General features: G+C 66.8%; 23 protein-coding genes, 1 pseudogene and 1 riboswitch. Of the genes and pseudogenes, 16 read left to right on the forward strand and 8 right to left on the reverse strand.

The genetic code is table 11. The features are described 5' to 3' along the window. Positions 1-234 precede the first annotated feature (234 nt). A complete protein-coding gene (locus U5775_RS32215; RefSeq protein ID WP_322062177.1) occupies positions 235-1,992 on the forward strand; it encodes an OmpA family protein in 1,758 nt (585 codons plus the stop codon). A 113-nt stretch (positions 1,993-2,105) separates the two neighbouring features. Here the strand turns inward: U5775_RS32215 and U5775_RS32220 are convergent, their stop codons facing one another. After that, positions 2,106-3,053 carry a LysR family transcriptional regulator gene (locus tag U5775_RS32220; protein ID WP_322062178.1) on the reverse strand — a complete coding sequence of 316 codons (948 nt, stop codon included), beginning with the start codon at positions 3,051-3,053 and terminating at the stop codon, positions 2,106-2,108. Between the two features lie 145 nt (positions 3,054-3,198). Between U5775_RS32220 and U5775_RS32225 the strand changes: the two genes are divergently transcribed. From U5775_RS32225 to metF, 6 genes are all read left to right on the forward strand, one after another. Beyond that, the gene (locus U5775_RS32225) at positions 3,199-3,651 is read left to right on the forward strand and encodes a CidA/LrgA family protein (RefSeq protein ID WP_322062179.1); all 453 of its coding nucleotides are present in this window, start codon (positions 3,199-3,201) and stop codon (positions 3,649-3,651) included. Positions 3,652-3,714: 63 nt separating this feature from the next. Then, positions 3,715-4,437: an LrgB family protein gene (locus U5775_RS32230; RefSeq protein ID WP_322062180.1), complete on the forward strand. Its 723-nt coding sequence runs from the start codon at positions 3,715-3,717 to the stop codon at positions 4,435-4,437. A gap of 182 nt (positions 4,438-4,619) precedes the next feature. After that, positions 4,620-5,399 carry a glycosyltransferase family A protein gene (locus U5775_RS32235; RefSeq protein ID WP_322062181.1) on the forward strand — a complete coding sequence of 260 codons (780 nt, stop codon included), beginning with the start codon at positions 4,620-4,622 and terminating at the stop codon, positions 5,397-5,399. A 135-nt stretch (positions 5,400-5,534) separates the two neighbouring features. Further along, positions 5,535-5,641: riboswitch (S-adenosyl-L-homocysteine riboswitch) on the forward strand. 33 nt (positions 5,642-5,674) lie between these two features. Next, on the forward strand, positions 5,675-7,093 hold the full coding sequence (gene ahcY, locus U5775_RS32240; RefSeq protein WP_322062182.1) for an adenosylhomocysteinase: 1,419 nt from the start codon (positions 5,675-5,677) through the stop codon (positions 7,091-7,093). Between the two features lie 144 nt (positions 7,094-7,237). Beyond that, positions 7,238-7,591, forward strand: a complete 354-nt coding sequence (locus tag U5775_RS32245) for a phage holin family protein (protein WP_322062183.1) — start codon at positions 7,238-7,240, stop codon at positions 7,589-7,591. Between the two features lie 51 nt (positions 7,592-7,642). Then, positions 7,643-8,473: a methylenetetrahydrofolate reductase [NAD(P)H] gene (gene metF, locus U5775_RS32250; protein WP_322062184.1), complete on the forward strand. Its 831-nt coding sequence runs from the start codon at positions 7,643-7,645 to the stop codon at positions 8,471-8,473. A gap of 227 nt (positions 8,474-8,700) precedes the next feature. Here metF and U5775_RS32255 read toward each other — a convergent pair whose 3' ends face one another. Both U5775_RS32255 and U5775_RS32260 read right to left on the reverse strand, forming a co-directional pair. Further along, positions 8,701-9,054: a hypothetical protein gene (locus U5775_RS32255; RefSeq protein WP_322062185.1), complete on the reverse strand. Its 354-nt coding sequence runs from the start codon at positions 9,052-9,054 to the stop codon at positions 8,701-8,703. After that, the gene (locus tag U5775_RS32260) at positions 9,051-9,386 is read right to left on the reverse strand and encodes a tlde1 domain-containing protein (RefSeq protein WP_322062213.1); all 336 of its coding nucleotides are present in this window, start codon (positions 9,384-9,386) and stop codon (positions 9,051-9,053) included. Before U5775_RS32260 ends, U5775_RS32255 begins: the two co-directional genes overlap by 4 nt. Before the next feature lie 618 nt (positions 9,387-10,004). Between U5775_RS32260 and U5775_RS32265 the strand changes: the two are divergent. The 8 genes and pseudogenes from U5775_RS32265 to U5775_RS32300 form a co-directional block, all read left to right on the forward strand. Continuing rightward, positions 10,005-10,106: pseudogene (locus U5775_RS32265) on the forward strand (IS5/IS1182 family transposase); the annotation flags it as partial. A gap of 70 nt (positions 10,107-10,176) precedes the next feature. Next, positions 10,177-12,456, forward strand: coding sequence for a tetratricopeptide repeat protein (locus U5775_RS32270; RefSeq protein ID WP_322062186.1), 2,280 nt, complete (start codon positions 10,177-10,179; stop codon positions 12,454-12,456). A 398-nt stretch (positions 12,457-12,854) separates the two neighbouring features. Beyond that, on the forward strand, positions 12,855-14,489 hold the full coding sequence (locus U5775_RS32275) for an ABC transporter substrate-binding protein (protein ID WP_322062187.1): 1,635 nt from the start codon (positions 12,855-12,857) through the stop codon (positions 14,487-14,489). A gap of 146 nt (positions 14,490-14,635) precedes the next feature. Next, positions 14,636-15,649, forward strand: a complete 1,014-nt coding sequence (locus tag U5775_RS32280; protein ID WP_322062188.1) for an ABC transporter permease subunit — start codon at positions 14,636-14,638, stop codon at positions 15,647-15,649. A gap of 54 nt (positions 15,650-15,703) precedes the next feature. After that, positions 15,704-16,621, forward strand: a complete 918-nt coding sequence (locus U5775_RS32285; RefSeq protein WP_322062189.1) for an ABC transporter permease subunit — start codon at positions 15,704-15,706, stop codon at positions 16,619-16,621. A gap of 2 nt (positions 16,622-16,623) precedes the next feature. Then, positions 16,624-17,619 carry an ABC transporter ATP-binding protein gene (locus U5775_RS32290; protein ID WP_322062190.1) on the forward strand — a complete coding sequence of 332 codons (996 nt, stop codon included), beginning with the start codon at positions 16,624-16,626 and terminating at the stop codon, positions 17,617-17,619. Then, entirely contained in the window at positions 17,616-18,644 is a 1,029-nt protein-coding gene (locus U5775_RS32295; protein ID WP_322062191.1) for a peptide ABC transporter ATP-binding protein, read from the forward strand. Before U5775_RS32290 ends, U5775_RS32295 begins: the two co-directional genes overlap by 4 nt. Beyond that, the gene (locus U5775_RS32300) at positions 18,637-19,971 is read left to right on the forward strand and encodes a TraB/GumN family protein (RefSeq protein ID WP_322062192.1); all 1,335 of its coding nucleotides are present in this window, start codon (positions 18,637-18,639) and stop codon (positions 19,969-19,971) included. The genes U5775_RS32295 and U5775_RS32300 overlap by 8 nt, the downstream gene beginning before the upstream one ends. On the opposite strand, the gene U5775_RS32305 is transcribed toward U5775_RS32300, so the two are convergent. After that, a complete protein-coding gene (locus tag U5775_RS32305) occupies positions 19,952-22,165 on the reverse strand; it encodes a tetratricopeptide repeat protein (RefSeq protein ID WP_322062193.1) in 2,214 nt (737 codons plus the stop codon). The genes U5775_RS32300 and U5775_RS32305 overlap by 20 nt on opposite strands. A 243-nt stretch (positions 22,166-22,408) precedes the next feature. Here U5775_RS32305 and U5775_RS32310 point away from each other — a divergent pair, with 243 nt between their 5' ends. After that, positions 22,409-23,218 carry a glycosyltransferase family A protein gene (locus U5775_RS32310; protein WP_322062194.1) on the forward strand — a complete coding sequence of 270 codons (810 nt, stop codon included), beginning with the start codon at positions 22,409-22,411 and terminating at the stop codon, positions 23,216-23,218. 91 nt (positions 23,219-23,309) lie between these two features. Here the strand turns inward: U5775_RS32310 and pxpA are convergent, their stop codons facing one another. The 4 genes from pxpA to U5775_RS32330 all read right to left on the reverse strand — a co-directional run bounded on the left by pxpA (position 23,310) and on the right by U5775_RS32330 (position 26,913). Further along, positions 23,310-24,065, reverse strand: coding sequence for a 5-oxoprolinase subunit PxpA (gene pxpA, locus U5775_RS32315; protein ID WP_322062195.1), 756 nt, complete (start codon positions 24,063-24,065; stop codon positions 23,310-23,312). A gap of 308 nt (positions 24,066-24,373) precedes the next feature. Then, positions 24,374-25,453, reverse strand: a complete 1,080-nt coding sequence (locus tag U5775_RS32320; RefSeq protein WP_322062196.1) for a biotin-dependent carboxyltransferase family protein — start codon at positions 25,451-25,453, stop codon at positions 24,374-24,376. Beyond that, on the reverse strand, positions 25,450-26,142 hold the full coding sequence (pxpB, locus tag U5775_RS32325) for a 5-oxoprolinase subunit PxpB (RefSeq protein WP_322062197.1): 693 nt from the start codon (positions 26,140-26,142) through the stop codon (positions 25,450-25,452). The genes U5775_RS32320 and pxpB overlap by 4 nt, the downstream gene beginning before the upstream one ends. Positions 26,143-26,286: 144 nt before the next feature. Further along, positions 26,287-26,913: a 5-formyltetrahydrofolate cyclo-ligase gene (locus U5775_RS32330; protein ID WP_415913706.1), complete on the reverse strand. Its 627-nt coding sequence runs from the start codon at positions 26,911-26,913 to the stop codon at positions 26,287-26,289.

Genomic DNA, 26,913 nt, shown 5'->3' on the forward strand with positions numbered 1-26,913 from the left:
CTGCGAGGCACTGAAACGAGGCCTCGCAGCGAGACATCGAAGCGAGGCGCAATACGCGTCGTTTTGACATTGCATTGACGAAGCCAGAGCCCAATCGAGGCCCAATCGCCAGGTTTTCGTCAAACAGTGTGCGGTACATGCGCCCATCGTATTTTCGAGATTTCGGACTCCCTATAATCGCGCGGCAGTTGGGCGTGTCAGTTGGCGCGTCCGCGAACAGGAGGAACCGCCTCGATGAGCATCAACGTCTTTCACTTACTGGAAACGGTCCTGAGCGACGATGTCGTGCGCACGCTCGCCGGCCGCTTCGGCCTCACGCCCGATCTCACCCGCAAGGTCACGAGCGCAGCCGCGCCGGCCATCGTCGCCGCGTTCATGCAGCGCGGCAGCACGCCCGAAGGCGCGCGCGGTCTCTTTTCCACCATCATGTCGCCCGAGGTCAACGCGCTGATCGGCAAGCAACTGCCCGACATGCTCGCGAGCACCTCGGGCCTGAGCCTGCTCGAGACCGCGGGCCGCGAACTGATCCAGAAGGGCGCGGGCGTCAACGTCGGCACGCTCGCCGACGCCGTGGCCACGCAAACGGGCGCGGCGCAATCGACGGCGTTCTCGCTGACCGGCGTGGTTGGCGCGGCGGTCATGGGCATCCTGAAGCAGCACTTCACGGCGTCGCAGGGCGCTGTCGGCCAACTGCCTACGCTGCTCGGCCATCAACTCTCGTCGGTCAATGCGAGCCTCACCGACCGCCTCGCGCAGGCCGTCGGCCTCGGCAGCGCAGCCACCTTTGCGGGCGCGATTCTCACGCGCCTGAAGGACGTCTCGTCGCATCTCGAGCATCCGCAACCGGTCGAGCGTCCGACGCCGGCCGCGGTGCCGCCGCAGGTCGTCGCGAACCGCACGCCGCCGATCGAACCGGCCAGGCGCGGGCATTCGTGGCTGTGGTGGCTGCTGGCCGCGATCGCGCTGATCATCGCGTTCTTCGCGCTGCGCTCGTGCCATCGCGACGAGGCCGGCGAAGATACGCAGACGGGGGCCACGCAGGCCGCCTCGGCCGTTGCGCCTGCCGCGGAAGCGGCGTCGGACGCCGCATCGGACGCGAACGCTCCTATCGCGCTGCCGGCTTCGCAGGCTTCGGACGCCACGTCGGCTGCGCCGGCATCCGCAGCATCCACCGCTGATGCCGCTTCGGCACCGGCGCCCACGCAGGATTCGCACTTCTCGTTCACGGTCGACAAGGCCGGCGTGCCGACGGTCACCGCGACGGTGGGCACCGACGCCGAGAAGGCCCAGCTCATCGACGCGCTCACGAAGAAGTTCGGCGCAGGCAAGTTCAACGCCGACGTGACGGTCGACGCCGCGACGAAGGCCGCCGAGTGGCTCGCGCATCTCGACGGCTTGCTGCCGCTGCTCGCGCTGCCCGGCGCCGAAGTGAAGATCGACGGCTCGCACGTCGAGTTGAGCGGCACCGCGGCCAACGCGCAGCTCGGCTGGCTCGACAAGCTCAAGGCGCTGTTCGGCTCGGGCTTCGACGTCGGCGTGTTCAACGTGGGCCAGGCCGTGGCCGACGCCACGCAGTCGTTCCGCGACGCCGTGAAGGGCCTGTTCGGCGCGGACGCTTCGTGCGCTTCCGCCGATATCGTGAAGGTGCTCAACCTGCAGGTCGTGAACTTCGCGACGGGCAGCGTGACGATCCCGGCCTCGGCGGGCGAGGACCTGCGCCAGTCGGCCAAGGTGCTCAACGCCTGCGCGAAGGAAGGCAAGCCGGTGAAGATCCAGATCGCGGGCTATTCGGATAACGTCGGCGACAAGGCGGGCAATCTGTCGCTCTCGAAGCGCCGCGCGCAAGCCGTGCGCACCTACCTGGTCGCGCGGGGCGTGAACGCATCCACGCTCACGGCCGAAGGTTACGGCGACGCCAAACCCGTCGACAGCAACGACACCGAAGGCGGCCGCTTTCACAACCGGCGTATCGAGTTCGTAGCACAGCAGTAAGCAAAAGACGCGTTACGCGGCGCGCGAGAGAGACCACCTAAAATAAAACACGTGGAAAGCCGTCCGGTGAGAGCCGGGCGGCTTTTTTACATGCAGACGCCGCCCAGGTGACGTCAACGCGCCCCCACCGCCGGCTTCTCCAACCCTGGCGGCTTCACGAAATCGTCGAGCAAGGTAGACGGCTTGCCGTATTCCTCGCGCGCCACCGCGAGCCACGCGCGCGCCGCGTGCGAAAGATAGCTGTTGCGCTTCCAGCCGATGGCCATGTCCCACGGAACCTGCGGATCGGCGACGGGCAGGCAGGTGAAACGCGCCGCGTCGAGCCGGCGCACGTACGGCGCGGGCAGCAGCGCGATGCCCATGCCCGCGAGCACGAGCGCCGCCATCAGATCCCAGTGGCCGCTGCGGCCCACGATCTGCGGCGTGAAACCCGCCGCGCGGCACGCGGCCAGCACGACGTCGTTGAGCGCGAGGCTTTCCCCATAGAACACGAACGGCTCGCTGGCGAGCCCGGCGAGCGGCACGCTTTGCGCGCCGTCCCAGCGCGAGCCGCGCGGCGCGACCAGCCAGAGCAGCTCGTGCGAGATCGGCAGCACGTCGATCTGCTCCGGGTCGACGGGCAGCAGCACGCCGCCCAGTTCGAGCTCGCCGGAGATGAGCGCGGCCTCGATCGCGCGCGAACCCTGCTCGAACAGCTTGAGCTCGATCTTCGGATAGCGCTGGCGAAACGCGGCGATGGCGGGCGTGAAAAGCGAGCCGCCCATCGGCGGGATGCCGATGGTGAGCTCGCCGCGCCCGAGCGTGCCCAGATCGGCGAGCTCGGCTTCGAGCTGCGCGTGTGCGGCGAGCACGTCCTGGCCGCGCTGATAGACGATGCGCCCGGCGTCGGTGAGCACCATCTGGCGCGCGTCGCGCAACAGCAGCGGGGTGCCGGTCTCGTCCTCGAGCGCCTTCACCATCTTGCTGATGGTGGGCTGAGTCACGTGCAGTTGTTCGGCGGCGGCGGTGAAGCTCTGCTGCCGCACCACCTCGATGAAGTAGCGAAGGGCGCGCAATTCCACGGTCGGGTCTCCAGGTACGGGGAAGTTCAGGCTTGCCAGGCCAGCACATTCCATTATGGAATGAAATCGATAAATCTAAGTCATTTTATTTATGTTGCGCTGCAACCTATACTCGCTTCCATTCCACTGTCACTTAGGGTTTGCCATGACTGCTCCGAACACTTCCGCACGGACCCCGCAAACGGGCGAGCTGGCGCGCGTCGGCCGGATTGCGGCGCAGTCGACGCTGCTCGCCGGGGTCTGGTTCGCCGCCGACGCGCTCGCACGCGCGGCGCATCTGCCCGTGCCGGGCGGCGTGGTGGGGCTCGTGCTGCTGCTCGCGCTGCTTTTCTGCGGCGGGGTGACGCCGCGCTGGGTGAAGGCGGGCGCGGACTGGCTGCTCTCCGACATGCTGCTGTTCTTCATCCCCGCCGCCGTGGCGGCGGTGCAGTACGGCGGCCTTTTTCGCGCCGATGGCTGGCGCCTCGCGCTCGTGGTGGTGGGCGGCACGCTGATGGTGATGGTGGCCGTGGCCTTCGCCGTGGAGCAAGCCGCGCGGCTCGAACGCCGCCTCGCGCTGCGCCGCGTGCGCCACTCGCGCCACGTGGCGCGGGCCTGAGCGTCCCCGTTTCAACGCACTGGATGCACGAATTCAAGGCCGACTGGCAAGGATGATTCCGTCATGAACACGTTCTACGCGTCGCTGTTCGCCGACGACGCCTCGCGCCTGATCGCCGCCGGCTGCTTCATTCTCACGGTCGCGCTCTATTTCGCCGCGAAGGCGCTCTATGCGCGCTTTCGCTCGCCGTGGCTCACGCCGCTCGTCGCGGTGCCCGTGGTGCTCGGCGCGGTCGTGCTGCTGCTGCACATTCCGTATCCCGTCTACTTCGAGGACACGCGCTGGCTCATGTGGCTGCTCGGCCCGGCCACGGTCGCGTTCGCCGTGCCGATCTACGAATACCGCGAACTGCTCAAGCGTCACTGGATCTCGCTTGCGGTGGGCGTGACGGTGGGCATCGTGGTGGCCGTGGGCGGCTCGCTCGCGCTCGCCAAGCTGCTGCATCTGTCGCCCGAATTGCAGCGCAGCCTGATGACGCGCTCGATCTCCACGCCGTTCGCGCTCGCGGTCTGCGACAAGATTCACGCGCCGCGCGATCTCACCGCGCTCTTCGTGATCGCGACGGGGGTGTGCGGCATGCTGTTCGGCGAACTGGTGCTCGGCGTGGTGCCGCTGCGTACGCGGCTTGCGCGCGGCGCGCTGTTCGGCGCGGCGGCGCATGGCGTGGGCACCGCGAAGGCGCGCGAACTCGGCAGCGAGGAAGGCGTGGTCGCGAGCCTCACGATGATGATCGCGGGCGTGGTGATGGTGCTGCTCGCGCCGGCCCTGGGCTTTCTGCCGATTTGAGCGGGCGGCGATCCGTGGGGCGGCCATCCGTCGGGCGGCGATCCGTGGGGCGGCCATCCGTCGGGCGGCCATCCGTGGGGCGGCCATCCGTGGGAACGGCCACCTAACATTTCGCGATGCCGCGACACGCCTATGATCCTGCCTGTTGCCGCGAATCAAGCGGCTCATTGTCGCTGCGCCTCATGTCCCCCATTTCGATCATCGTCCCGTGCTTCAACGGCGCCGCCACGCTTGCGCGCGCGCTCGAGAGCTGTCTCGCGCAGCCCGAGGCCACCCAGATCCTCGTCGTCGATGACGGCTCGACCGACGCCTCCGCCTCCATCGTCCGCGTCCATGCCATGCGCGACGCGCGCGTGCGGCTCCTGCAAATGGCGAGCAACAGCGGCGCGGCGCGCGCCCGCAACTGGGCGGCGCTGCACGCGACCACGCCGCTGATCGCCTTCCTCGACGCCGACGACGAATACCTGCCCGGCGCGCTCGCCGCCGCCCACGCACACATGGAGCAGCATCCGCACGAAGCGGCGATACGGCTCGACGTCGAGTACGTGGGCTTTCCAGAGCGGCTGACGACGCATCCCGATTTCGGGCAATACGCCGCCGTGCTCAGCAACACGGTGCCGAGCAGCCTCGTGATCCGCCGCAGCGCGTTTCTCACGCTGGGCGGCTTTCCGATGGACGAGTTCTTCCGCCGCCACGGCGGCGAGGACGGCGCGTTCTCGTGGGCGCTGCGCGAGATATTCGGCCAGCGCCGCTTCACCGGCGCGAAGCAGGTGCGCATGCATTACCACGCGGGCATTCATGCGGAGCGTTTTCTGAACATCCAGATGGGTTTCGTCGAAGCGGACCCGGCCACGAGGGCCGAAACGGTGCGCTGCTCGCAGGCGTTTCTCGACGCCGCGATCGAGAGCGTGCGGCAGGTGCGCGCGCTCAACACGATGCCTACGACGGCTAACCCAGGCTGAATCCAGCTGAACCCGTGCACGGCAGCCCGCGCACGGCGCGTGACGGCACCCGCCTGGCGTATGACGGCATCGGCGCGGCGCCCGACCCCATCGGCGCCGCGCGGGCGCCATCTCGTTTTGCTACAATCACGCCTCGTCTTCGAGGAGCGTTGCGACGGATTTTCATGATCCGCCAGGCTCGGAGGCGCTCAATACGGCTGCGCCGCAAGACGCAGCCGCATCGAAAACGGCGCTCACGTCTTTAATTTCTAGTCACTTTTAGAAAGGAGGGCGTGATGAACGCCGCAGTTCCGCAAGATCAAGCCAAAGATTTCGTCGTCGCCGATATGTCGCTTGCCGCCTGGGGCCGCAAGGAGCTCGATATCGCCGAGACCGAAATGCCGGGCCTCGTGCAAACCCGCGAAGAGTACAAGGCGCAGCAGCCGCTCAAGGGCGCGCGCATCGCCGGTTCGCTGCACATGACGATCCAGACGGGCGTGCTGATCGAGACGCTGACGGCGCTCGGCGCCGACGTGCGCTGGGCCTCGTGCAACATCTTCTCGACTCAGGACCACGCCGCCGCCGCGATCGCGCAAGGCGGCGTGCCCGTGTTCGCGTTCAAGGGCGAATCGCTCGACGAATACTGGGAGTTCTCGCACCGCATCTTCGAATGGCCGAACGGCGAGTTCGCCAACATGATCCTCGACGACGGCGGTGACGCCACGCTGCTGCTGATCCTCGGCTCGAAGGCTGAAAAGGACCGCTCGGTCATCGCCAAGCCCACGAACGAGGAAGAAGTCGCGCTCTACAAGTCGATCGAGAAGCACCTCGCCATCGACCCGACGTGGTACTCGACGCGTCTCGCGCACATCAAGGGCGTGACCGAAGAAACCACCACGGGCGTGCACCGCCTGTACCAGATGGAGAAGGAAGGCCGTTTGCCGTTCCCGGCGATCAACGTCAACGACTCGGTCACGAAGTCGAAGTTCGACAACCTGTACGGCTGCCGCGAGTCGCTCGTCGACGGCATCAAGCGCGCCACCGACGTCATGATCGCGGGCAAGATCGCCGTGGTCGCGGGCTACGGCGATGTGGGCAAGGGCTGCGCGCAATCGCTGCGCGGTCTGGGCGCCACGGTGTGGGTCACGGAAATCGATCCGATCTGCGCACTGCAGGCGGCGATGGAAGGCTACCGCGTCGTGACGATGGAATACGCCGCCGACAAGGCCGACATCTTCGTGACGGCCACGGGCAACTACCACGTGCTGAACCACGATCACCTGAAGGCGATGCGCCACAACGCGATCGTCTGCAACATCGGCCACTTCGACTCGGAAATCGACGTTGCTTCCACGCGCCAGTACCAGTGGGACAACATCAAGCCGCAGGTCGACCACATCATCTTCCCGGACGGCAAGCGCATCATCCTGCTGGCCGAAGGCCGCCTCGTGAACCTCGGCTGCGCGACGGGCCACCCGTCGTTCGTGATGTCGAACTCGTTCACGAACCAGACGCTCGCGCAGATCGAACTGTTCACGCAAGGCGCGAAGTACGAGAACAAGGTGTACGTGCTGCCCAAGCATCTCGACGAGAAGGTCGCGCGCCTGCACCTCGCGCGCATCGGCGCGAACCTGACCGTGCTGTCCGACGAGCAGGCTTCGTATATCGGCGTCGAGAAGAACGGTCCGTTCAAGCCGAACCACTATCGTTACTAACCGATACAACGCTGCATAACGCGAAACAGCGCGGGCTGAGGTTTTAAGCCCCCGTTAAGCGACCAGTCCGATGCTGTGCAAACGCCTGTGCGCTGTTGACCGCGCACAGGCCGCACACATCACAACGACGCAAAAGGAGTTTCCATGACCGTGCTGCTGACCTGGCTGATCAATGCGCTTGCGCTCCTGATCATCACCTGGCTCGTTCCGTCGATCCACGTGCGCAGCTTCGGCACCGCGCTGATCGTCGCGCTCGTGCTGGGCCTCATCAATGCTGTCCTGCGTCCGGTGCTCATCCTGCTCACGCTGCCCGTGACCATCGTCACGCTCGGCCTGTTCATCCTCGTGGTGAACGCGCTGTGCTTCTGGCTCGCGGCATCGTTGCTCAAGGGCTTCGAGGTGTCGGGTTTCTGGTCGGCGTTCTTCGGCTCGATCCTCTACAGCATCGTCTCCTGGCTGCTCTCGGCGCTGATCTTCGGCAACCGCAGCCTCGGCTGACGCATGCACGGACCGAAGCAAGGCTTGGGTCCGCTTATTTCCAGACCGATCATGAAACCGATCGAACTTTCATTTGAATTCTTCCCGCCGAAGACCCCGGACGGCGTCGAGAAGCTGCGCGCCACGCGTGCGCAACTGCTCGCGCTCAAGCCGCGTTTCGTCTCGGTGACGTTCGGCGCGGGCGGCTCCACGCAGCAAGGCACGCTCGACACCATCGTCGAAATGGCCAAGGAAGGCGTCGACGCGGCGCCGCACCTCTCGTGCATCGGCTCCTCGAAGGAGAGCCTGCGCGAGATCCTGCGCCAGTACCGCTCGCACGGCATCCGCCATATCGTGGCGCTGCGCGGCGACCTGCCTTCGGGCATGGGCGAAGTGGGCGAACTGCGCTATGCGTCGGAACTCGTCGCGTTCATCCGCGAGGAAACCGGCGACGCGTTCCATATCGAAGTGGCCGCCTATCCCGAGTACCACCCGCAGTCGCGCTCGCCGCGCCACGACCTCGAAGCGTTCGCGAAGAAGGTGAAGGCCGGCGCGAACTCGGCCATCACGCAGTACTTCTTCAACGGCGACGCGTACTTCCGCTTCGTCGAGGACGCGAGGAAGCTCGGCGTGGACGTGCCCATCGTGCCCGGCATCATGCCGATCACGAACTACTCGCAGCTCATGCGCTTCTCGGAGATGTGCGGCGCCGAAGTGCCGCGCTGGGTCGCGAGGCGGCTCGAAAGCTTCGGCGACGACCGCGAGTCGATCCGCGCATTCGGCCTCGACGTGGTGACGGACCTGTGCCGCCGCCTCATCGAGAACGGCGCGCCGGGCCTGCACTTCTACACGCTCAACGCGGCGGGCGCGTCCAAGGCGATCTGCGAGCGGCTCGGTCTCTGAGCGTCTGAACTCGGCCAGCGCTCTGGCCAGCCGCGCCCGCGCGGCGCACCGCAAACCGCGCGGTCTCCTGCACAAGGGGCCGCGCGTTTTTTTGAGCAGGCTTTCCGGTAAAAGTGCTTGATATACGTCAGGCGACGCGGATCTGAGAATGTGAACATGCCGCCACCAGGGCTCAAGTGGCGCTAGCTGGATAACACCTTGGGAAAGCGGAAGGCTTGCAGCATGGGTCAAGGAACTTGAGCGCTGAATTTTCGGGAAATCAGGTACACGTCAACGTCACTCATCGAACATTCCTGCGATGAAGCCTCGTTGACTGTCATGACATGGAATTCTTCGCCCGATTTTGCCTGGAGCGTGATATCGAAAACTTGCCGATAGAGGTCTTTCCCGATTTTCTGAATTGCAACCGGAACAGCTTTGGTTTTCGATTCGTCTAACTGAGCAATTTTCACGATACCGGCATTCTGCAACTTGACCTCGCTAATATTGGTCGGCCAGCTTGCGCAGGGCAGACCGGCGGGCAGGGTGGCAAAGCATATGCCCGGCATCGCCAGAAAGAGTGTGAAGAGCTTTCGCATCATTGAACAACCCTGAGAATATGATCGCCGCTGCCCCAGATTTGGCTGCGAATCGACATTCGTTCAATAACGCAACCATTGGACGCTTGGCCAGGGTGCGCAATGCTGTCTCCATGAATCATGAAGCCGTCGCGGCCAAAGGTATGGGTGCCATTGATTGGGAGCAAACGCATGGTATAAGCGCCGGCGTGCGGATGCATGAACGGTGCGCCTATTCGATATTCCCCTCTTGGGATGGGGCCAATATTTGGCGCGCTTTGCATGGATGAATTGTTCTTGCCAAAGCCGAAACCTGAGTATCCACCTTCAATCGTTGTTCCGTTGCGCTCAAGCAGGCCGCTTGTCTAATGGTATATCCACGGCATATTCGCTCTCTTCTATTAAATTATGTTCGTTCCCGACGCCGGACAACTTGATATTGCCATCGGCGTAGTGTCAAGTGATGGGCTTATACACGAGTGCAACCGACTCAACGTGATTGATTTGGGACATGCAGTCTAGCCTTGTATTCGGCATGCCGGGATTGATGTCTATCACACGCCTTCAAGATGGGTCGTGAAATGTACCTTCTCGCGCCAGGAGTCGTCGATACGGTGCCAGCGCAATTCTGCCGACCTCAAGGTTTGCCCTTTGGAGCGGGCTAGGGATAGGGGACGCCGCATCGAATTTCTTTCCGATACATCTGAAAGAATACAGGCGGAGACCGGTGACTTTGCCGCTCAGTGGGTCAACGGGCAGGTTTTGTAAGTCTGCTGGATGCCATTGACATCCGGACATTTTTCATGTCCAAGACCCGATGCCTCCGCAGCACATCTCGACGCCTGGCATGGCAACTTAATTTAAATCAAAAAATAGGGGGGCATTATTTGAGATGTTGAGTGTTTATGCGGCGCGCGTTTTATCCTGAATGTGTCTACATCTTGTTTTTCGCACTACCAGGTCAAGATGGTCCGATATTACCGAGCGACGAAGTATGGGCACGAATCGAGTCTGTCTTGCCGGGCAAGGAAGGCGATCCGGGGCGAACGGCAATCGACAATCGCCGGTTTATCGAGGGGCAAGTCTCTGATATTTCAGCGGACCTGGTAATCCAGAATTTTCATTTTTTATCCGCCTGATCGCGCAATGGCATGGCTCGTGCGCGGCAACGCCTTGCGCATGACGACTTCCGCTACCGATTCCGCGATCACGCCACAAACCGGCACATTCACCGGCAACTTCACAGGCACCTTCGCCGATGCCGTCGCCGCCTGGCGCGCCGGCGCGTTCGACGAGGCACGCGCACGCTGCGCCCGGCTCATCGCCGCCAATGCACAGGACGCCGATGCATTGCATCTCGCCGGCATCCTCGAAACGGCGCGCGACCGGCTGGCGGCGCGCGCGCTGATCGAGCGCGCGCTCGCGCTGCGCGAGAACCCGAACTTCCTCGTGAGCCTCGGCCTCACCTATGACGTGGCCACCGAGGCGCAGGGCGCCTTCGCGGCGCTCGAACGCGCGCTCGCCATCAAGCCCGATTTCCCGATCGCGCTGAACAATCTCGCGAATCTGTACGCGGACCGCGGCGACTTCACGCGCGCGCTGGCCGCCTTCGAGCGCGCGCTCGTGCTCACGCCCGACTACGCGGGCGCCCATTACAACTACGGCAGCGCGCTGCTCGCAGGCGGCGACGCGGCGCGCGCGGAAGCGTCGCTGCGCCGCGCCGTGGCGCTCGACGCGGGGTACGTGAACGCCTGGAACAACCTCGCGAACGCGCTGATCACCTTGCAGCGCACGGACGAGGCGATGGCCGCGCTCGAGCATGCGCGCACGCTCGCGCCCGAGTCCGACAACGTGCTCACGAATCTCGGCTGCCTGCTGCGCGCGCGCGGCCGCCATGCCGAGGCGCAAGCGGCGCTGGAGCGCGCGCTCGTGCTCGCGCCGCACAGTGCGTCGGCGTGGAACAACCTGGGCAACGTGCTGCTGGACCTCTCCCGCATCGACGAGGCGCAAGCCTGCTTTACGCGCGCGCTCGAACTGAAGCCGCGTTTCGCCAACGCCTGGAGCAATCTGGGCAACGCGCACAAGCACGCGGGCGACATCGAGGCGGCGCTCTCGTGCTATCGCGAAGCGCTCGCGTGCGAGCCCGGCGGCATCGGCGCGCATAGCAATTACGTCTACGCGCTGATGTTCGCCACCGACGACGGCCAGGCGATCCGCGCCGCCGCCGAGCAGCTCTCCGCGCAACATGAAGCGGCGTTGCTCGCTCAACCCGTGGCGCACGCGAGCGTGCCCGATGCGCGGCGGCGGCTGCGCATCGGCTATGTCTCGCCGGACTTCCGCAACCACTGCCAGATGCTGTTCACGACGCCGCTGTTCCGGCATCACGATCACGCGGCGTTCGAGATCGTCTGCTATTCGAGCGTCGCGAAGCCGGATGCGGTGACGGCGCGCCTCGCGGCCCAGGCCGATCTCTGGCGCGAGGTGCGCGAATTCGACGACGCGCGGCTCGCCCAGCAGATCCGCGACGACCGCATCGACATTCTCGTGGACCTGACCATGCACATGGACGGCGCGCGCCGTCTCGTGTTCGCGCGGCGGCCCGCGCCGGTGCAGGTGGCGTGGCTCGCTTACCCGGGCACCACGGGCAGCCCGGCGATCGGCTGGCGGCTCACCGATCCGTGGCTCGACCCGATCGCCCCGATCGGCGCTCCGAGCGTGGACGATCAGTACACCGAGCGGTCGCTGCGCCTGCCCGACGCTTTCTGGTGCTACGACGCGCTCGCGCCCGGCATCGAGATCAACGGGCTGCCGGCACGGGCCGCGGGGCACGACGGCCGCATCACGTTCGGCTGCCTGAACAACCCCTGCAAGCTCACCGACGCCACGCTCGCGCTCTGGTCGGGCGTGCTGGCCGCGCTGCCCACGGCACGGCTCGTGCTGATGGCGCCGCCGGGCGCCGCGCGCGAGCGGCTCGCGGCACGGCTGGCGGCGCGGGGCGTCGATGCGGCGCGCGTGCGCTTCGTGGGCTTTCAACTGCGCGAGGACTATCTGCGCACCTGGGCGCAAATCGACATCGCGCTCGACACGTTCCCCTACAACGGCCACACCACGAGCCTCGATGCGTTCTGGATGGGTGTGCCGGTGCCCACGCGCGTGGGCCGTTCGGCGGCGAGCCGCGCGGGTCTTTCGCTGCTCGCCAATCTGGGGCTGCCGGAGCTGGCCGCATCCACCGACGCCGCGTATGTCGAGACCGTGGTGGCGCTAGCGCGCGATCCGGCGCGCCTCGCCGCGCTGCGCGCGAGCCTGCGCACGCGCATGGCGGCCTCTCCGCTGATGGACGGCGCACGCTTTGCGGGCAACATCGAAGCCGCTTACCGGCTCATGTGGCGGGACTGGTGCGAACGCGCGCAACCGGTGCGGGGCTGAGCCGAGCGCGGCGGCGGGCGCACCACGAAGCGGCAAGCGCAATAACGGCGCAGTATGGTCCATTGGCGGGGCGTTGCCGGGCAGCACTGGCGCGCCGGCCGGGCAACCGGGCCGCGGCAGGGCAAGCAATGCAATAAGCAAGGAAATCGGCGAAAAGCCGTAAAAAGCAGCAGGGGAACGGCGAAAAAGCAGCAAAAGCGCGGCCGTCCGCTGTTCTGGCAGCCAATGCGACGCCGCCTGAAAACCGGCACGCAAAATGGCCCGGGATGCCGCTCGCAGCAAGCCTGTCAATCGGCATTTCCCTCGCGCATGGTCATTTTGGCTCGCTTGTGAGCGCGGGCCAGGCTCTTGTAAGATCGCGCTACGCTGGCTCAGGCCGGCATTGAACTGGAGGAAACATGAAAGAAAACAAACTGTTGCGTGCAGCCCGAATGGCCTCTCTCGTGGCGCTCGCAGCGGCATCGATTGGAGGAGCCTCCTTCGCGCACGCCGCAGGCAGCATTCCGAACAAGACGCTCGTCTACTGCTCGGAAGGCAGCCCCGCCGGCTTCGACCCGGCCCAGTACACGACCGGGACCGACTTCACCGCGAATACGTTCACCGTCTACAACCGCCTCGTCGAGTTCGAGCGCGGCGGCACCAAGGTCGAGCCGGGTCTCGCGCAATCGTGGGACGTGTCCCCCGACGGCAAGACCTACACGTTTCATCTGCGCCATGGCGTGAAGTTCCAGACCACGGCGTTCTTCAAGCCCACGCGCGAGTTCAACGCCGACGACGTCGTGTTCACGTTCGACCGCATGCTCAACCCGAACAATGCGTTCCGCAAGGCGTACCCGGTGTCGTTCCCGTACTTCACCGACATGGGTCTGGACAAGCTCATCGCCAAGGTCGAGAAGGTCGACCCGTACACGGTGAAGTTCACGCTGAACGAGCCGAACGCGCCGTTCATCCAGAACATGGCGATGGAGTTCGCCTCGATTCTCTCGGCCGAATACGCGGATCAGCTGATGAAGGCCGGCAAGGCCGCCGACATCAATCAGTATCCGGTCGGCACGGGCCCGTTCATCTTCAAGAGCTACACGAAGGACGCGACCATCCGTTTCGATGGCAATCCTGACTACTGGAAGCCGGGCGCCGTGAAGCTCTCGAAGCTGATCTTCTCGATCACGCCCGACGCGAGCGTGCGCGTGCAGAAGATCAAGCGCGACGAATGCCAGGTGATGACCTATCCGCGTCCCGCCGACATCGCGCCGCTGAAGGCCGACCCGAACATCGCGATGCCTTCGCAGCCGGGCTTCAACCTCGGCTATCTGTCGTACAACGTCGAGCACAAGCCGCTCGACAAGGTCGAAGTGCGCGAAGCGCTCGACATGGCGATCAACAAGAAGGCGATCATCGACTCGGTGTACCAGGGCGCGGGCCAGGCGGCGACCAACCCGATGCCGCCCACGCAATGGTCCTACGACAAGAGCCTGAAGGCGAACCCGTACGACCCCGTGAAGGCCAAGGCGCTGCTCGCGAAGGCGGGCTTGCCCAATGGCTTCGACATCACGCTCTGGGCGATGCCGGTGCAGCGCGCCTATAACCCGAACGCGCGCCTGATGGCCGAGATGATCCAGGCCGACTGGGCCAAGATCGGCGTGAAGGCGAAGATCGTCACCTACGAGTGGGGCGAGTACATCAAGCGCGCGCATGCGGGCGAGGACGACTCCATGCTGATCGGCTGGACGGGCGACAACGGCGACCCCGACAACTGGCTCGGCACGCTGCTCGGCTGCGAGGCCGTGAACGGCAACAACTTCGGCAAGTGGTGCTACAAGCCGTTCGACGATCTGGTCCAGAAGGGCCGCCAGACCTCCGATCAGGCGCAGCGCACGAAGTTCTACACCGAGGCGCAGCAGATTTTCGCGCAGCAACTGCCGTTCTCGCCGATCGCCCACTCGACCGTCTATCAGCCGGTCAGCAAGAAGGTGATCGACATGCGCATCGAGCCGCTCGGCTATGCGCGCTTCGACGGCGTCGGCATGCAGTAAGGGCCGTCGCGTAGTGTCGTAGTGTTCCACTCACTTTCGCCCAGCTAACCTCTACACGGAAAACTGCGCGAAATAAGGTCCGGCGACCGGGGTCACGAGCCCCCGTCGCCGGTTGCGTTTCATTCCAGGCTTTGGGGGAACACAACATGTTCCGCTTCGTATTGCGCCGCATCGGCATGGTGATACCTACGTTCATCGGCATCACGCTGCTTGCGTTCGCGCTCATCCACCTGATTCCGGGCGACCCCATCGAAGTGATGATGGGCGAGCGCGGCGTCGATCCGCAAATGCACGCCGACGCCATGCACCGGCTCGGGCTCGACGAGCCGCTGCCGATGCAGTATCTGCATTACGTCTGGCACGCGATGCACGGCAATCTCGGCACCTCGATCATCACCAACACGAGCGTGATGGGCGAGTTCCTCGCGCGCTTTCCCGCCACCGTCGAGCTCTCGCTCTGCGCGCTCATCTTCGCGCTCGTCGTGGGCCTGCCCGCCGGCGTGTTCGCGGCGCTCAAGCGCGGCACTGTCGTCGATCACGGCGTGATGGGCACCGCGCTCACCGGCTATTCGATGCCGATCTTCTGGTGGGGGCTCATCCTCATCATGGTGTTCTCGTCGAAGCTCGGCTGGACGCCGGTGTCGGGGCGCATTGCCGTCGAGTACGACATTCCGCACGTCACGGGCTTCATGCTGATCGACTCGCTGTTGCCCGGCACCGACGAAGGCTCGTTCCGCTCGGTGCTCTCGCATCTGATCCTGCCCGCGATCGTGCTCGGCACGATTCCGCTCGCCGTGGTTGCGCGCATGACGCGCTCGTCGATGCTCGAAGTGCTGCGCGAGGATTACATCCGCACCGCGCGCGCGAAGGGCCTCTCGCCCGTGCGCGTGATCGTCGTGCATGCGCTGCGCAATGCGCTCATTCCCGTGGTGACGGTGATCGGCCTGCAGGTCGGCACGCTGCTTGCGGGCGCCGTGCTCACCGAGACGCTGTTCTCGTGGCCCGGCATCGGCAAATGGCTGATCGACGCGATCAGCCGGCGCGACTATCCGGTGGTGCAGGGCGGCATTCTCATGATCGCGACGCTCGTGATCCTCGTGAACCTGTTCGTCGATCTGCTGTACGGCGTGCTCAACCCGCGCATTCGATATACGAGGTAAGCGAGCCATGACCATGCAAACCCCACAACACGGCATTCGACATCAGGAGGCATGATGGCTGACATTCAGAACACCGTGCCCCGCGCCGTCACGCCGCCTTCGGGCCGCGCGCTCGTGCTGCGCGAATTCTGGGCCAACTTCTCGCGCAACAAGGGCGCCGTGGCCGCCGGCGTGATCGTGCTGCTGCTCGTCTTCATGGCGATCTTCGCGCCCTTGATCGCGCCGCATAGTCCCATCGAGCAATACCGCGACTACGTGAAGATCCCGCCCGCCTGGCTCGACGGCGGCAACTGGAAGTTCATTCTCGGCACCGACGAAGCGGGCCGCGACATCCTCTCGCGGCTGATGTACGGCGCGCGGCTCTCGCTGTGGATCGGCTGCGTCTCGGTGCTGCTCGCGCTGATTCCGGGCGTCGTGCTCGGGCTCGTGGCCGCGTTCTTCGAGAAGTGGGCCGACACGCCGATCATGCGTCTCATGGACGTGCTGCTCGCGCTGCCCTCGCTCTTGCTCGCGGTGGCCGTGGTGGCGATCATCGGCCCGGGCCTCACCAACACGATGTTCGCGATCGCGATCGTCGCGCTGCCCGGCTACGTGCGTCTCACGCGCGGATCGGCGCTCGGCGAACTGCACAAGGAGTACGTGACCGCCTCGCGCGTGGCCGGCGCCGGCACGGCGCGGCTGATGTTCTCGCAGGTGCTGCCCAACTGCACGGCGCCGTTGATCGTGCAGGCCACGCTCGGCTTTTCGTCGGCGATTCTCGACGCCGCCGCGCTCGGCTTCCTCGGCCTCGGCGTGCAGCCGCCGCGCGCCGAGTGGGGCGCGATGCTGGCTTCGGCGCGCGACTATATCGACAGCGCCTGGTGGATCGTCACGATGCCCGGCCTTTCCATCCTGATCTCGGTGCTCGCCATCAACCTGCTCGGCGACGGGCTGCGCGACGCACTCGATCCCAAGCTCAAGCGGATGGCCTGAACATGAATGACCTGCTTACTATCCGCAACCTGGCCGTGAACTTCAACGGCCTGCCCGCCGTGGACCGCGTGAATCTGTCCGTGGCGCCGGGCGAGGTGCTCGGCATCGTCGGCGAATCGGGCTCGGGCAAGAGCGTGACGATGATGGCGCTGATGGGCCTGATCGACGCGCCCGGCAAGGTCACCGCCGACTCCATCACGTTCGACGGCCGCGACCTGCTCAACGCCACCGGCAAGGAGCGCCGCCGCATCGTCGGCAAGGACATCGCCATGGTGTTCCAGGACGCGCTCACGAGCCTGAACCCGAGCTATACCGTCGGCTATCAGATCAAGGAAGTGCTCAAGCTGCACGAGGGCCTGCGCGGCTCCGCGCTCCATGCGCGCGCGCTGGAACTGCTCGACCAGGTGGGCATTCCCGACGCGAAGAACCGCATCGACAACTTCCCGCATCAGATGTCGGGCGGCATGAACCAGCGCGTGATGATCGCGATGGCCGTGGCCTGCAATCCGAAGCTCCTGATCGCCGACGAGCCCACCACGGCGCTCGACGTGACGATCCAGGCGCAGATCATGGAGCTGCTCGTCAAGCTGCAGAAGGAGCGCGGCATGGCGCTCGTGCTGATCTCGCACGATCTGGCCGTGGTCTCGGAGGTCGCGCAGCGCGTGGCCGTGATGTACGCGGGCGAGATCATCGAAACGAACCGCGTGCCCGACATCTTTTCGCGTCCGCATCATCCATACACGGAAGCGCTGCTCGCCGCGATTCCCGAGCACAACAAGGGGGCGATGCGGCTTGCCGCGCTGCCCGGCATGGTGCCCGGCCGCGACGACCGGCCGAGCGGGTGCCTGTTCGCGCCGCGCTGCAAGTACGTGGTGGACGACTGCATGAAGGCGCGGCCGAAGCTCGATCCTGTCGCCGACGAAAGCGGCTACGCACAGGTCCGCTGCATCAAGCCGCTGAACGTGGCGGTCACCCAATCCCATGGAGGCGCGCGATGAACGCAGTCCAGCAATCCGCGGCTCATCATGACCATCACGACCATCACGACGATAAGGTGCTCGTCGCGGAAGACCTCAAGAAGCATTACAGCGTGAAGCGCGGCATGTTCGGCACCGGCACCGTGAAGGCGCTCAACGGCGTGTCGTTCTCGCTCACGCGCGGGCGCACGCTCGCGGTGGTGGGCGAGTCGGGCTGCGGCAAGTCCACGCTCGCGCGCCAGCTCACGATGATCGAGCCGCCCACGGCGGGCAAGCTCACCATCGACGGCGAGGACGTCGCGCACGCGAACCGCGAGAAGATCGCCGCGCTGCGCCGCCGCGTGCAGATGGTGTTCCAGAACCCGTTCGCCTCGCTCAATCCGCGCAAGACCGTCGAGCAGACGCTCGGCGAGCCGCTCGCCATCAACACCAAGCTCACGGCGAGCGAGCGCGCCGACCGCATCGCGCACATGATGCGCATCGTGGGCCTGCGGCCCGAGCATGCGAAGCGCTATCCGCACATGTTCTCGGGCGGCCAGCGCCAGCGCGTGGCGATCGCGCGCGCGATGATCCTCGATCCGCAGATCGTCGTGGCCGACGAGCCGGTCTCGGCGCTCGACGTCTCGATCCAGGCGCAGATCCTCAATCTGTTCATGGACCTGCAGGAGCAGTTCCGCACGAGCTACGTGTTCATCTCGCACAACCTGGCCGTGGTCGAGCACATCGCCGACGACGTGATGGTCATGTATCTCGGCGGCGTGGCCGAGCTCGGCGACAAGGAGACGGTGATCGGACGGCCGCGCCATCCGTACACCCGCTCGCTGCTTTCCGCGACGCCCGCGATCTTCGAAGCGGACCGGCACGTGAAGATCAAGCTCGAAGGCGAGCTGCCTTCGCCGCTGAACCCGCCGTCGGGCTGCACGTTCCATCAGCGTTGTCCATATGCGATCGAACGGTGTCGCAAGGAAGTGCCGATGCTTCGCGAAGTGGATGGGCGTCAGGTATCCTGCCATCGTGCAGAGGAGGTAGGGGAAGAGGATGCCTGAAGCGACGGCGGCGCGTCGTTTTACGCGCCGCCAGCTCAGGGGCGGCCGTCGCGCCGCATGGAAAACGCAAAACCGGGGACGTGCCATCGCGCGGGTAGCGGCGATGGCACGGGCGCACATGCGGCTGCGGTTGCATGTGTGGCTGCGCGCGGCGCTGACTGCGGCGCTCGCGCTGGCCGTCGCCCTCGGGCCGTCGCTCGACCGGCCGCTGCGGCTCGTATGGTTGCAAGGCGAGGTTCAGGGCAGTACGGGCCCGGCATGGTACGCGCGGCTGAATGCCGCGTTTCTGCATGGCGGCGCGCTCTGGCAAGCGCGCGCGTTCATGCCCAGCGCGCTCGCCGCTGCCGCTGCCGCCAACACGCCCGGCATGCATCCCACCATTCCCGCGCCCGGCCTGCCTTCGGGCGGCGGCCTGCCGGGCTTCCACTCGCCGCCCCCCATGCCGAGCTACGCCTCGGGCACGACGGCCGGCGGTCCGGTGCGCACGCAACCGGCGCGCATGCCGTTCTACGTCGCCACGCGCGGCACCACCACGATCTATCTGCTCGGCACGCTGCACGTGGGCGACCCCGCCGACTATCCGCCGAACCAGCCGTTCCGGGCGCCGATCCTCGCCGCGCTCAACGCCTCGCCGACGCTCGCGCTCGAACTCTCGCCCGACGACCTGCTCGTCTCGCAGGATGACGTCTCGAAATATGGCGTATGCCGTAATCCGTGTCTGCAAGCGCTCCTGCCCGAGCCGCTCTGGGCAAAGCTGGCGGCGCGCCTGCGCGGCAATCCCGAGGCGCTCGCCGAGATCCGCAAGATGAAGCCCTGGCTCGCCTCGCTGCTGGTGGAAACCTACGATTCGCTGAGCGCCGGCTTGCAGACCGAGTACGGCACCGAGGCGCAGTTGCAGAACGTGTTCCTGCGCCTGAAGGGGCGGCGCATCGTCGGGCTCGAAACGCTGGCCGAGCAGATGCGCGCGTTCACCTACCTCAACCTCGCGCAGCAACGCGAAATGCTCGCGCAGGATCTCGCGCAGACGCCGGCGCAGAACGTCGCCGACGTGGAGACGCTGCTGCGTCTATGGCGCGTGGGCGACGCCGACGCGATCGCGGCCTGGGAGTCGGCGCGCACCGAAAAGCTCGCGCACGACCCGCGCGTGGCGGCTTCGGTGGATAACCGCATCGTCTATGAGCGCAACCGGCGCTTCGTGGCGCGCATGCAGCAATATGCCGCGCCCAACAAGCCGCTGTTCGTCGCGATCGGCGCGCTGCACCTGGGCGGGCGCAAGGGCGTGCTCCAGTTGCTGCGCCAGCGCGGGTTTACGGTCGATCCGGGCTGAGGTCCGGTGCGTCGGGGGGCGGCTGATCGGCTGCGGCTTTGGCCGTCGTTCTGGCCGATCTGGACACCTTGGTCGCTTTGGCTGGTTTGGTCGTTTTGGCCGCGTTGGTCGCTTTGGCCATTTGGGCTACTTGCGGTTCTTTGGCCGCTTGCGGTGCCCGAGCTGCCTCATGCGCTTTCGGCGCCGGTTTTCGCGGATCCGCGCCACTCGTGCGCTTGGGTTTTGCAGGCTTTTCGCCGAGCGCGCCGCGCAATTCATCGATCGCCGCCTGCCAGTCGCCCACTTCGCGCTGACGGAACAGCCGCGCCGTGGGATACCACGGCGAATCCGCGCGCTTTTCGAGCCAGCGCCACTCGCCGTTCGCGGGTACGAGGATCCAGACCGGCTTGCCGAGCGCGCCCGCCAGATGCGCGACCGAGGTATCCACGGCAATCACGAGATCGAGGTTCATGATGAGCGCGGCCGTGTCGCCGTAATCGCGCAGATCGTCGGTGAAATCGTGGATCGTTGTTTCGCCCGCCAGCGCCGCGAGTTGTGCGCGCGCGGCATCGCCCTTTTGCAGCGAGAACCAGCTGATCTTCTCGACCTCGAAAAGCGGGGTTAGCGCGGCAAGCGGCACCGAGCGGTTGCGATCGTTATAGAAGGTCGGGCTGCCGCCCCAGACGATGCCGATGTTGCGATAGCCGGCGGGCTTGCGCACGGCCGTTTTTGCGGGGTTTTTTGCGGGGCTTTTTGCGGTGGCTTCGAGCGCCCCCAGCGGGACGTCGGCCGCCGCGTCATCGGGTGTACCGGGCGCACCGGGCTCGCCATCCTCGCGCCCGAGATCCGCGGCCATGGCGGCCTGCACGCGCGGCTGCCACGCCTGAATGTCGGCGTCGCGCGCAAACAGATAGGGCACCGTGGCCGGGATCGTGTCGAGTTCGGTGCCGCACACGGATGGCGCGCTTATCACGTACAGCCAGTAATCGTAATCGCCCGCGGGCTTGCCGGTCCACGCGCGATGCACGCCCGGCACCGACTGCGCGAGCAATTGCAGCGCCGGCGGCACGCACACGTCCACGCTCGCGCCGCGCGCGGCGAGCATGCTCGCGTAGCGCACGAACTGGATCTGGTCGCCGAAACCCTGCTCGTGCACGAGCAGCAGGCGCTTGCCGTCGAGCGGCTCGCCCTGCCATTCGGCAATGCCCTCGATATCGAACGGCGCGTAGTCGATGGCGCGCCAGCGCCGCGCGTATTCGGCCCAGCCCTCGCGATACTCGCCGCGCTTGAGCTTGAGCCAGACGAGGTTCTGGCGCGCATCGGCGTGGTTCGGGTCGAGTTCGAGCGCGCGCCGGTACCAGGGCTCTTCCTCGTCGTTGCGTCCCTGCGCGCCCAGCGAGGCGCCGAGGCAGACGAGATTCGCCGCATTCGGCTCGAGCTCCACCGCGTGGCGATAGCAGGTTTCCGCGGCCCGATAGTCGCCGCTCTGGCCCAGCGCCGTGCCCAGATTCACCCAGGCGGCCGCATAGCCGGGCGCGAGCTCGACGGCCCGGCGGTAATGAGCGATGGCGGCGGCCCGGTCGCCGAGTGCGCGCTGCACATTGCCGAGATTGAAGTGGATGGCGGCGTCGGCGGGCGTGAGCGCGAGCGCTTCGCGATAGCAGGCGAGCGCCTCCTCGTGGCGTCCGAGCTTGCCGAGCACGCTGCCCAGATTCACGCGCGCGTTCACGGAGGCCGGCGCAAGCGCGAGCGCCGCGCGGCAGTGGCGCTCCGCGCCCGCGAGGTCGCCCGCTTCGCGCAGCGCGAGCGAGAGATTGTTGTGCGCGTCGGCGAACCCGGGCGCGAGGCGCAGCGCTTCGCGCAGGTTCTGCGCCGCTTCGGCGTGCTGGCCGAGCGCGAGCGCGGCGACGCCGCGGTTGCTCCAGCAGACCGCGTCGGCGGGCGCGTGTGCGAGCGCGCGGTCCATCAGCGCGAGCGCGCCGCGATGGTCGCCCAGCTGATGACGCGCGACGCCCCAGTAGTGCAACGCGTCGGCATGAGCGGGGTCGCGCTCGACCAGCACGCGATAAGTGGCTTGTGCTTCTTCGAGGCGTCCCGCGCCGTGGGCTTCGAGTGCGCCGGCAAGGCGCGCGGCAGGCGAGGCGTCAGGCATGCCGGCATCGGCGTGGGCTGCGAGTTCGTCGGGCGCAACGGGATCGGCGGCGTTGGGAGTCATGGTGGGCGTATGAGGCGGGATCGGACGCGCCAGGCGATGAAAGCGCATCTGACCGGATTGGAGATAACCGTACAAAGTAAGGGTCGCGCCCCGTCCCATCGATAAGAAAAATCCCAAAGCAGCGTGGCCAATGATCAAACCACCGGACTAGCCCGTGGCGGACTCGCGCTTTAGTGGGTTTTCGATTTCGGCGCGCGTGAGGCGGCTCTACGATGCCCTTTTTTGCCTGCCCAGGACCGCAACATGACGAATTCACCCACCGCCAGGCGCGACGCGCCCGTTGTCAGCGTCATCACGCCCACCTGGCAGCGCGAGGCCATGCTGCCGAATGCGTACCGGTCGTTCGCGCACCAGGACCTGCGCGCGTGCGAGTGGATCGTGATCGACGACAGCGCGCGGCCCAGCGCGTTCATGCAGGGCCTCGACGACCCGCGCGTGCTGTACCGCCACGTGCCGCAGCGCATGAGCACCGGCGCCAAGCGCAATCTCGCGGTGGCGCTCGCGCGCGCCGAAGTCATCGCCCATTTCGACGACGGCGAATACTATGCGCCCGACTATCTGCGCACCATGTGCGCGCAGCTCAGCCGGCGCGGAGCCGATTTCGTCAAGCTCAGCGCGTTCTTTCTGTATAGCCGCGTGTACGGCCAGTTCGGGTGGTGGGACTTGCTGCGCAAGAGCGGGCTGCATTTTCACTGGAGCCCGCTGCCGATGGTGGCGCTCAACTTTCCGCCCGACCACACGGCGTTTGCCGACAACCATTCGGGCTACGGCTTCAGCTATGTCTACACGAAGCGTCTATGGGCCGCGGGCCCGTTCGAGCCGTGCTCGCTCAACGAGGACGGCCAGTTCCTGCGGGCCGCGCTCGAACGCGGCGCGAACGTCGCGCATTTCCCCGACGACGTGGGGCTGTGCCTGCACGTTCTGCACGCGCACAGCACGCCGGCGAGCTTTCCGCAGTACCTCCTGCCCGACGCGCTCGTGACGCGGCATTTTCCGCAGTTCGCGCAGTCTGTTGAGGCGCTGCGCGCGCTGCCGCCCGACCGGCCAGCGTGAGCGAAGCCGCCTAAGCGCCCGCGGCCGCCCCAAACCCGAGCCCGTTCGGCAGCAAGCGCCGATGCGCTCAGGCGCAGGCTCAGGCTCAGGCTCAGGCCTCTGCCACGCCCGCCGCGCGCACGCCGATGCCAGCTTCGTCGAGCGCCGCGCGGATGCGCCGCGCGAATTCGAGCGCATGCGGCCCGTCGCCGTGCAGGCAGATGGTCTGCGCGTTCAGCGGCACCCACGCGCCGTCCACGGCCTGCACGCGCTGCTCGCGGATCATCGCGAGCGTGCGCGCGAGCACGGCGTCTTCGTCGTCGAGCAGGGCGCCCGGCTCGCTGCGCGGCACGAGCGAGCCGTCGGAGCGATAGCCGCGGTCGGCGAACACTTCCTCCACGGCTACGAGCCCCGTTTCGCGCGCCGCGTGCACGAGCCCGCTGCCCGCGAGCGCGAACACCGTCACCGAAGGGTCGAAGTCGTGCACCGCGGAGACGATCGCGTCGGCGATCCGCGCGTCGCGCGCGGCCTGGTTGTAGAGCGCGCCGTGCGGCTTCACGTGCGCGATGCGGCCGCCTTCGGCCTGCGCGATCGCCGAGAGCGCGCCAAGCTGGTAGAGCACGCCCGCGTAGATTTCCTCGGCGGGCAGGTTCATCTCCTTGCGGCCGAAGTTCTCGGGGTCGTTGAAGCTCGGGTGCGCGCCGATCGACACGCCTTTCTCCACGGCCCAGCGCACGCACTCGCGCATGGCGTTGGCGCCGCCCGCGTGCCAGCCGCACGCGATGTTGGCCGAGCTCACGAGGTCGAGCAGCGCCTCGTCGGAGCCGTAGCCTTCGCCGAGATCGGCGTTCAGATCGATGGTCGTCATGATGTTTCTCTCCGTATTGCCGGGCGCCCGCTGGTTACCGCTACGACCGCTGTAACCGCTATGACCGCCGCGCGTGCCATGCCGGTTCGTGCCGGTCGGCTCCGCGCGTTTCCATGCGGCCAGGGCGCCCGATGTCTGGCTCGATGCCTTGCTGGTTCCCTGATGGTGGTTGGATTCGCGACGGTGGGTGACGTTGCCCGCCGTCGCGCTCGATGTTGGGTCCGATATGGCGTTCGACGCTTGCGTCGCTTGCGCCGTTTTTGTCGCGTTTACCATTTGCGACGTTTGCATCGCTCGCTCCGCCCGCGTCATGCCCCCGGGCCCTGCGTGGCCGCGCCGCGTGCGCGGCGGCTCGCGTGGCGCTCGTCCTGCATGGCGATCGCGGTGTCGATCTGCCGCAGGTAGGCCCGTTCCTCCAGCAGCGCGTGGCGCGCGACGGCTGGCGTCGTCTCGACGAAGCGCACGGCCGCCGTGAGCCGCACCTGCCCGAGCTTCCAGAGATCGGCGCGGATCACGGCGCCGATCTTCGGATAGCCGCCCGTGGTCTGCGCATCGCTCATCAGCACGATGGGCTGGCCGTTCGGCGGCACCTGGATCGTGCCCGGCAGCACCGCGTGCGAGAGCAGGTCGGTGCGCGCCTCGCGCGCGAGCGGCGTGCCTTCGAGCCGATAGCCCATGCGGTTGCTGTTGGGCGTGACCTGCCATTCGTCGGACCAGAAGGCGCGCTGCGCCTCGGGCGTGAAGCTCTCGTACTCGGGGCCGCGCAGCACGCGCACGGGCATGGCCCACAGCGCGCCGTCCGGATGGCGGCCGCGCCGGTGCGGCGCTTCGTCGGGATAGACGAAGCTGCACTGCGAGGGCGCCTTCACGCCGAAGGGCGGCGCGCCGGCGGCGAGCGACGCACGCTCGCCACCGGCCGCGAACGAAGCGCCCGTGGCGAGGCGGTCGCCGTCCTTGAGCGCGCGGCCCGCGAGACCGCCGAAGCCGGCGGCGAGGTCGGTGCTGCGCGAACCGAGCATCGGCAGGACGTCGATGCCGCCCGCGACGCACACATAGGCGCGCATGCCGCGTTTGGCGCCGTTGAGCACGAGCGTTTCGCCGGCCTCGACCGGCAGGCTCCACCACGACCACACCGGCTTGCCGCCGAGCGTCGCGCCGAATTCGGTGCCGGTGATGGCCACGCGCGTCGCGCGCGCGAAGCGCAGCGCCACGGGGCCGAAGGTGATTTCGAGCCCCGCCGCGTCGTGCCGGTTGCCGACGAGCCGGTTGCCCACTTCGAGCGCGAGCGTGTCGAGCGCCCCGCCGGTGGCGACGCCGAGATGCCGGTAGCCGGGCCGGCCGAGATCCTGGACCGTGGTCAGCAGGCCGGCGCGCAGAACTTCGATCATGCGTGGGTCTCCTCGACGAGGTCTTCGCTGATGCTCTCGATGACGAAGCGCACGCGGTCGCCGGGCATGAGCAGCGTGGGCGGATTGCGCGCGGGATCGAAGAGGGCGAGCGCGGTGCGGCCAATCAGCTGCCAGCCGCCGGGCGCCTGTGCGGGATAGATGCCGGTCTGCTCGCCGCCGATGCCGACCGACCCCGCGGGGACCGCGAGGCGCGGCTCGCGCCGGCGCGGCGCGTGCAGCGCGGCGTCGAGCCCGCCGAGATAGGCGAAGCCCGGCTGAAAGCCGAGAAAGAACACGGTGTAGACGCCAGCGGCGTGCCGCGCGGCGACATCGGCGCTCGCAAGCCCGGTGTGCTGCGCGACGGCGGCGAGATCGGGGCCCGCCGCGCCGCCGTAGCTCACCGGGATCTCGACTTCGCGGCTCTCCGATGCGGCCTGCGCCGCGTCCGCAGCCTCGTGCCATGCCGCTTCGAGCGCGGCGGCGAGCGCGTGGGCGTTGGCGGCGAGCGCATCGAAGGTGATCGTCAGGTTGTTCATGCCGGGCACGACTTCGCGCACGGCGTCCCAGCCGCGCACACTCGCGGCCACGGCCCAGATGCGGCGCTGGACCTCGAGCGTGGCGGGCGGCGGGCTTTCGCAGACGAGGGCTTCGTCGCCGAGAAAATAAATACGGGGAACAGGATTGCGCATGATGTCGGGGGCCGGTGCCGGGTACGCAGCAAGGCACGCAGCAGAGCAGATTACGAGTCGAACGACGGCGAAAAAACGACCGCTAAAAACGACGGCGAAAATGGAGCAGGCGCAGCGCGCCCGCTGGTGCAAGACAAGCGCAATTCAGCGCGCAGCGAGACGCCCCGCGAGATGCGCGCCGGCTTCGGTGACCACGGCATCGAGCGGCAGATCGTGCGCGCCGCGCTCGGGCACGCCGTCATCGATGCGGCATGCTTCATAGGCGATGCCCACCGTGAGCGGCAACGCCTCGCCGGGCCACGCCGCGAGCGTGCGGTCGTAATAGCCGCCGCCATAGCCGAGCCGGTAGCCGTCACGATCGAATCCCACGCAGGGCACGAGCAGCAACTCGGGCACGGCCGCTTCGGGCGAGGCCGGCTCGGGAATGCCGTGATGACCTTCGCGCATCGGCGCGCCCGGCGTCCAGAAATAGAAATGCAGCGGCGTATGGCGCTCGGGAATCGCGGGCAGCGCGGCGCGGCGCGATGCGTCGGCCGCGAGCCACGCGGCGATCCATTCGCGCGCATCGAACTCGCCCGCCAACGGCCAGTAAAAGCCGATCGAACGCGGTGCGAGACGGCTGATGAGCGCGTCGAGATGAGCCGTCAGCGCCGCGTTGGCCGGGGCTTCGGCGGACGCTGCGAGACGCACTGCGCGAAGTCGCGTACGCCACGCCTTTTTGGATTCGGCCGTGGGGTTGCATGCTATGCTTGGGTTCACCTCGCGCTCCAG

This window comes from Paraburkholderia sp. J63 (assembly GCF_905220245.1).
Taxonomy (GTDB): Bacteria; Pseudomonadota; Gammaproteobacteria; order Burkholderiales; family Burkholderiaceae; genus Paraburkholderia.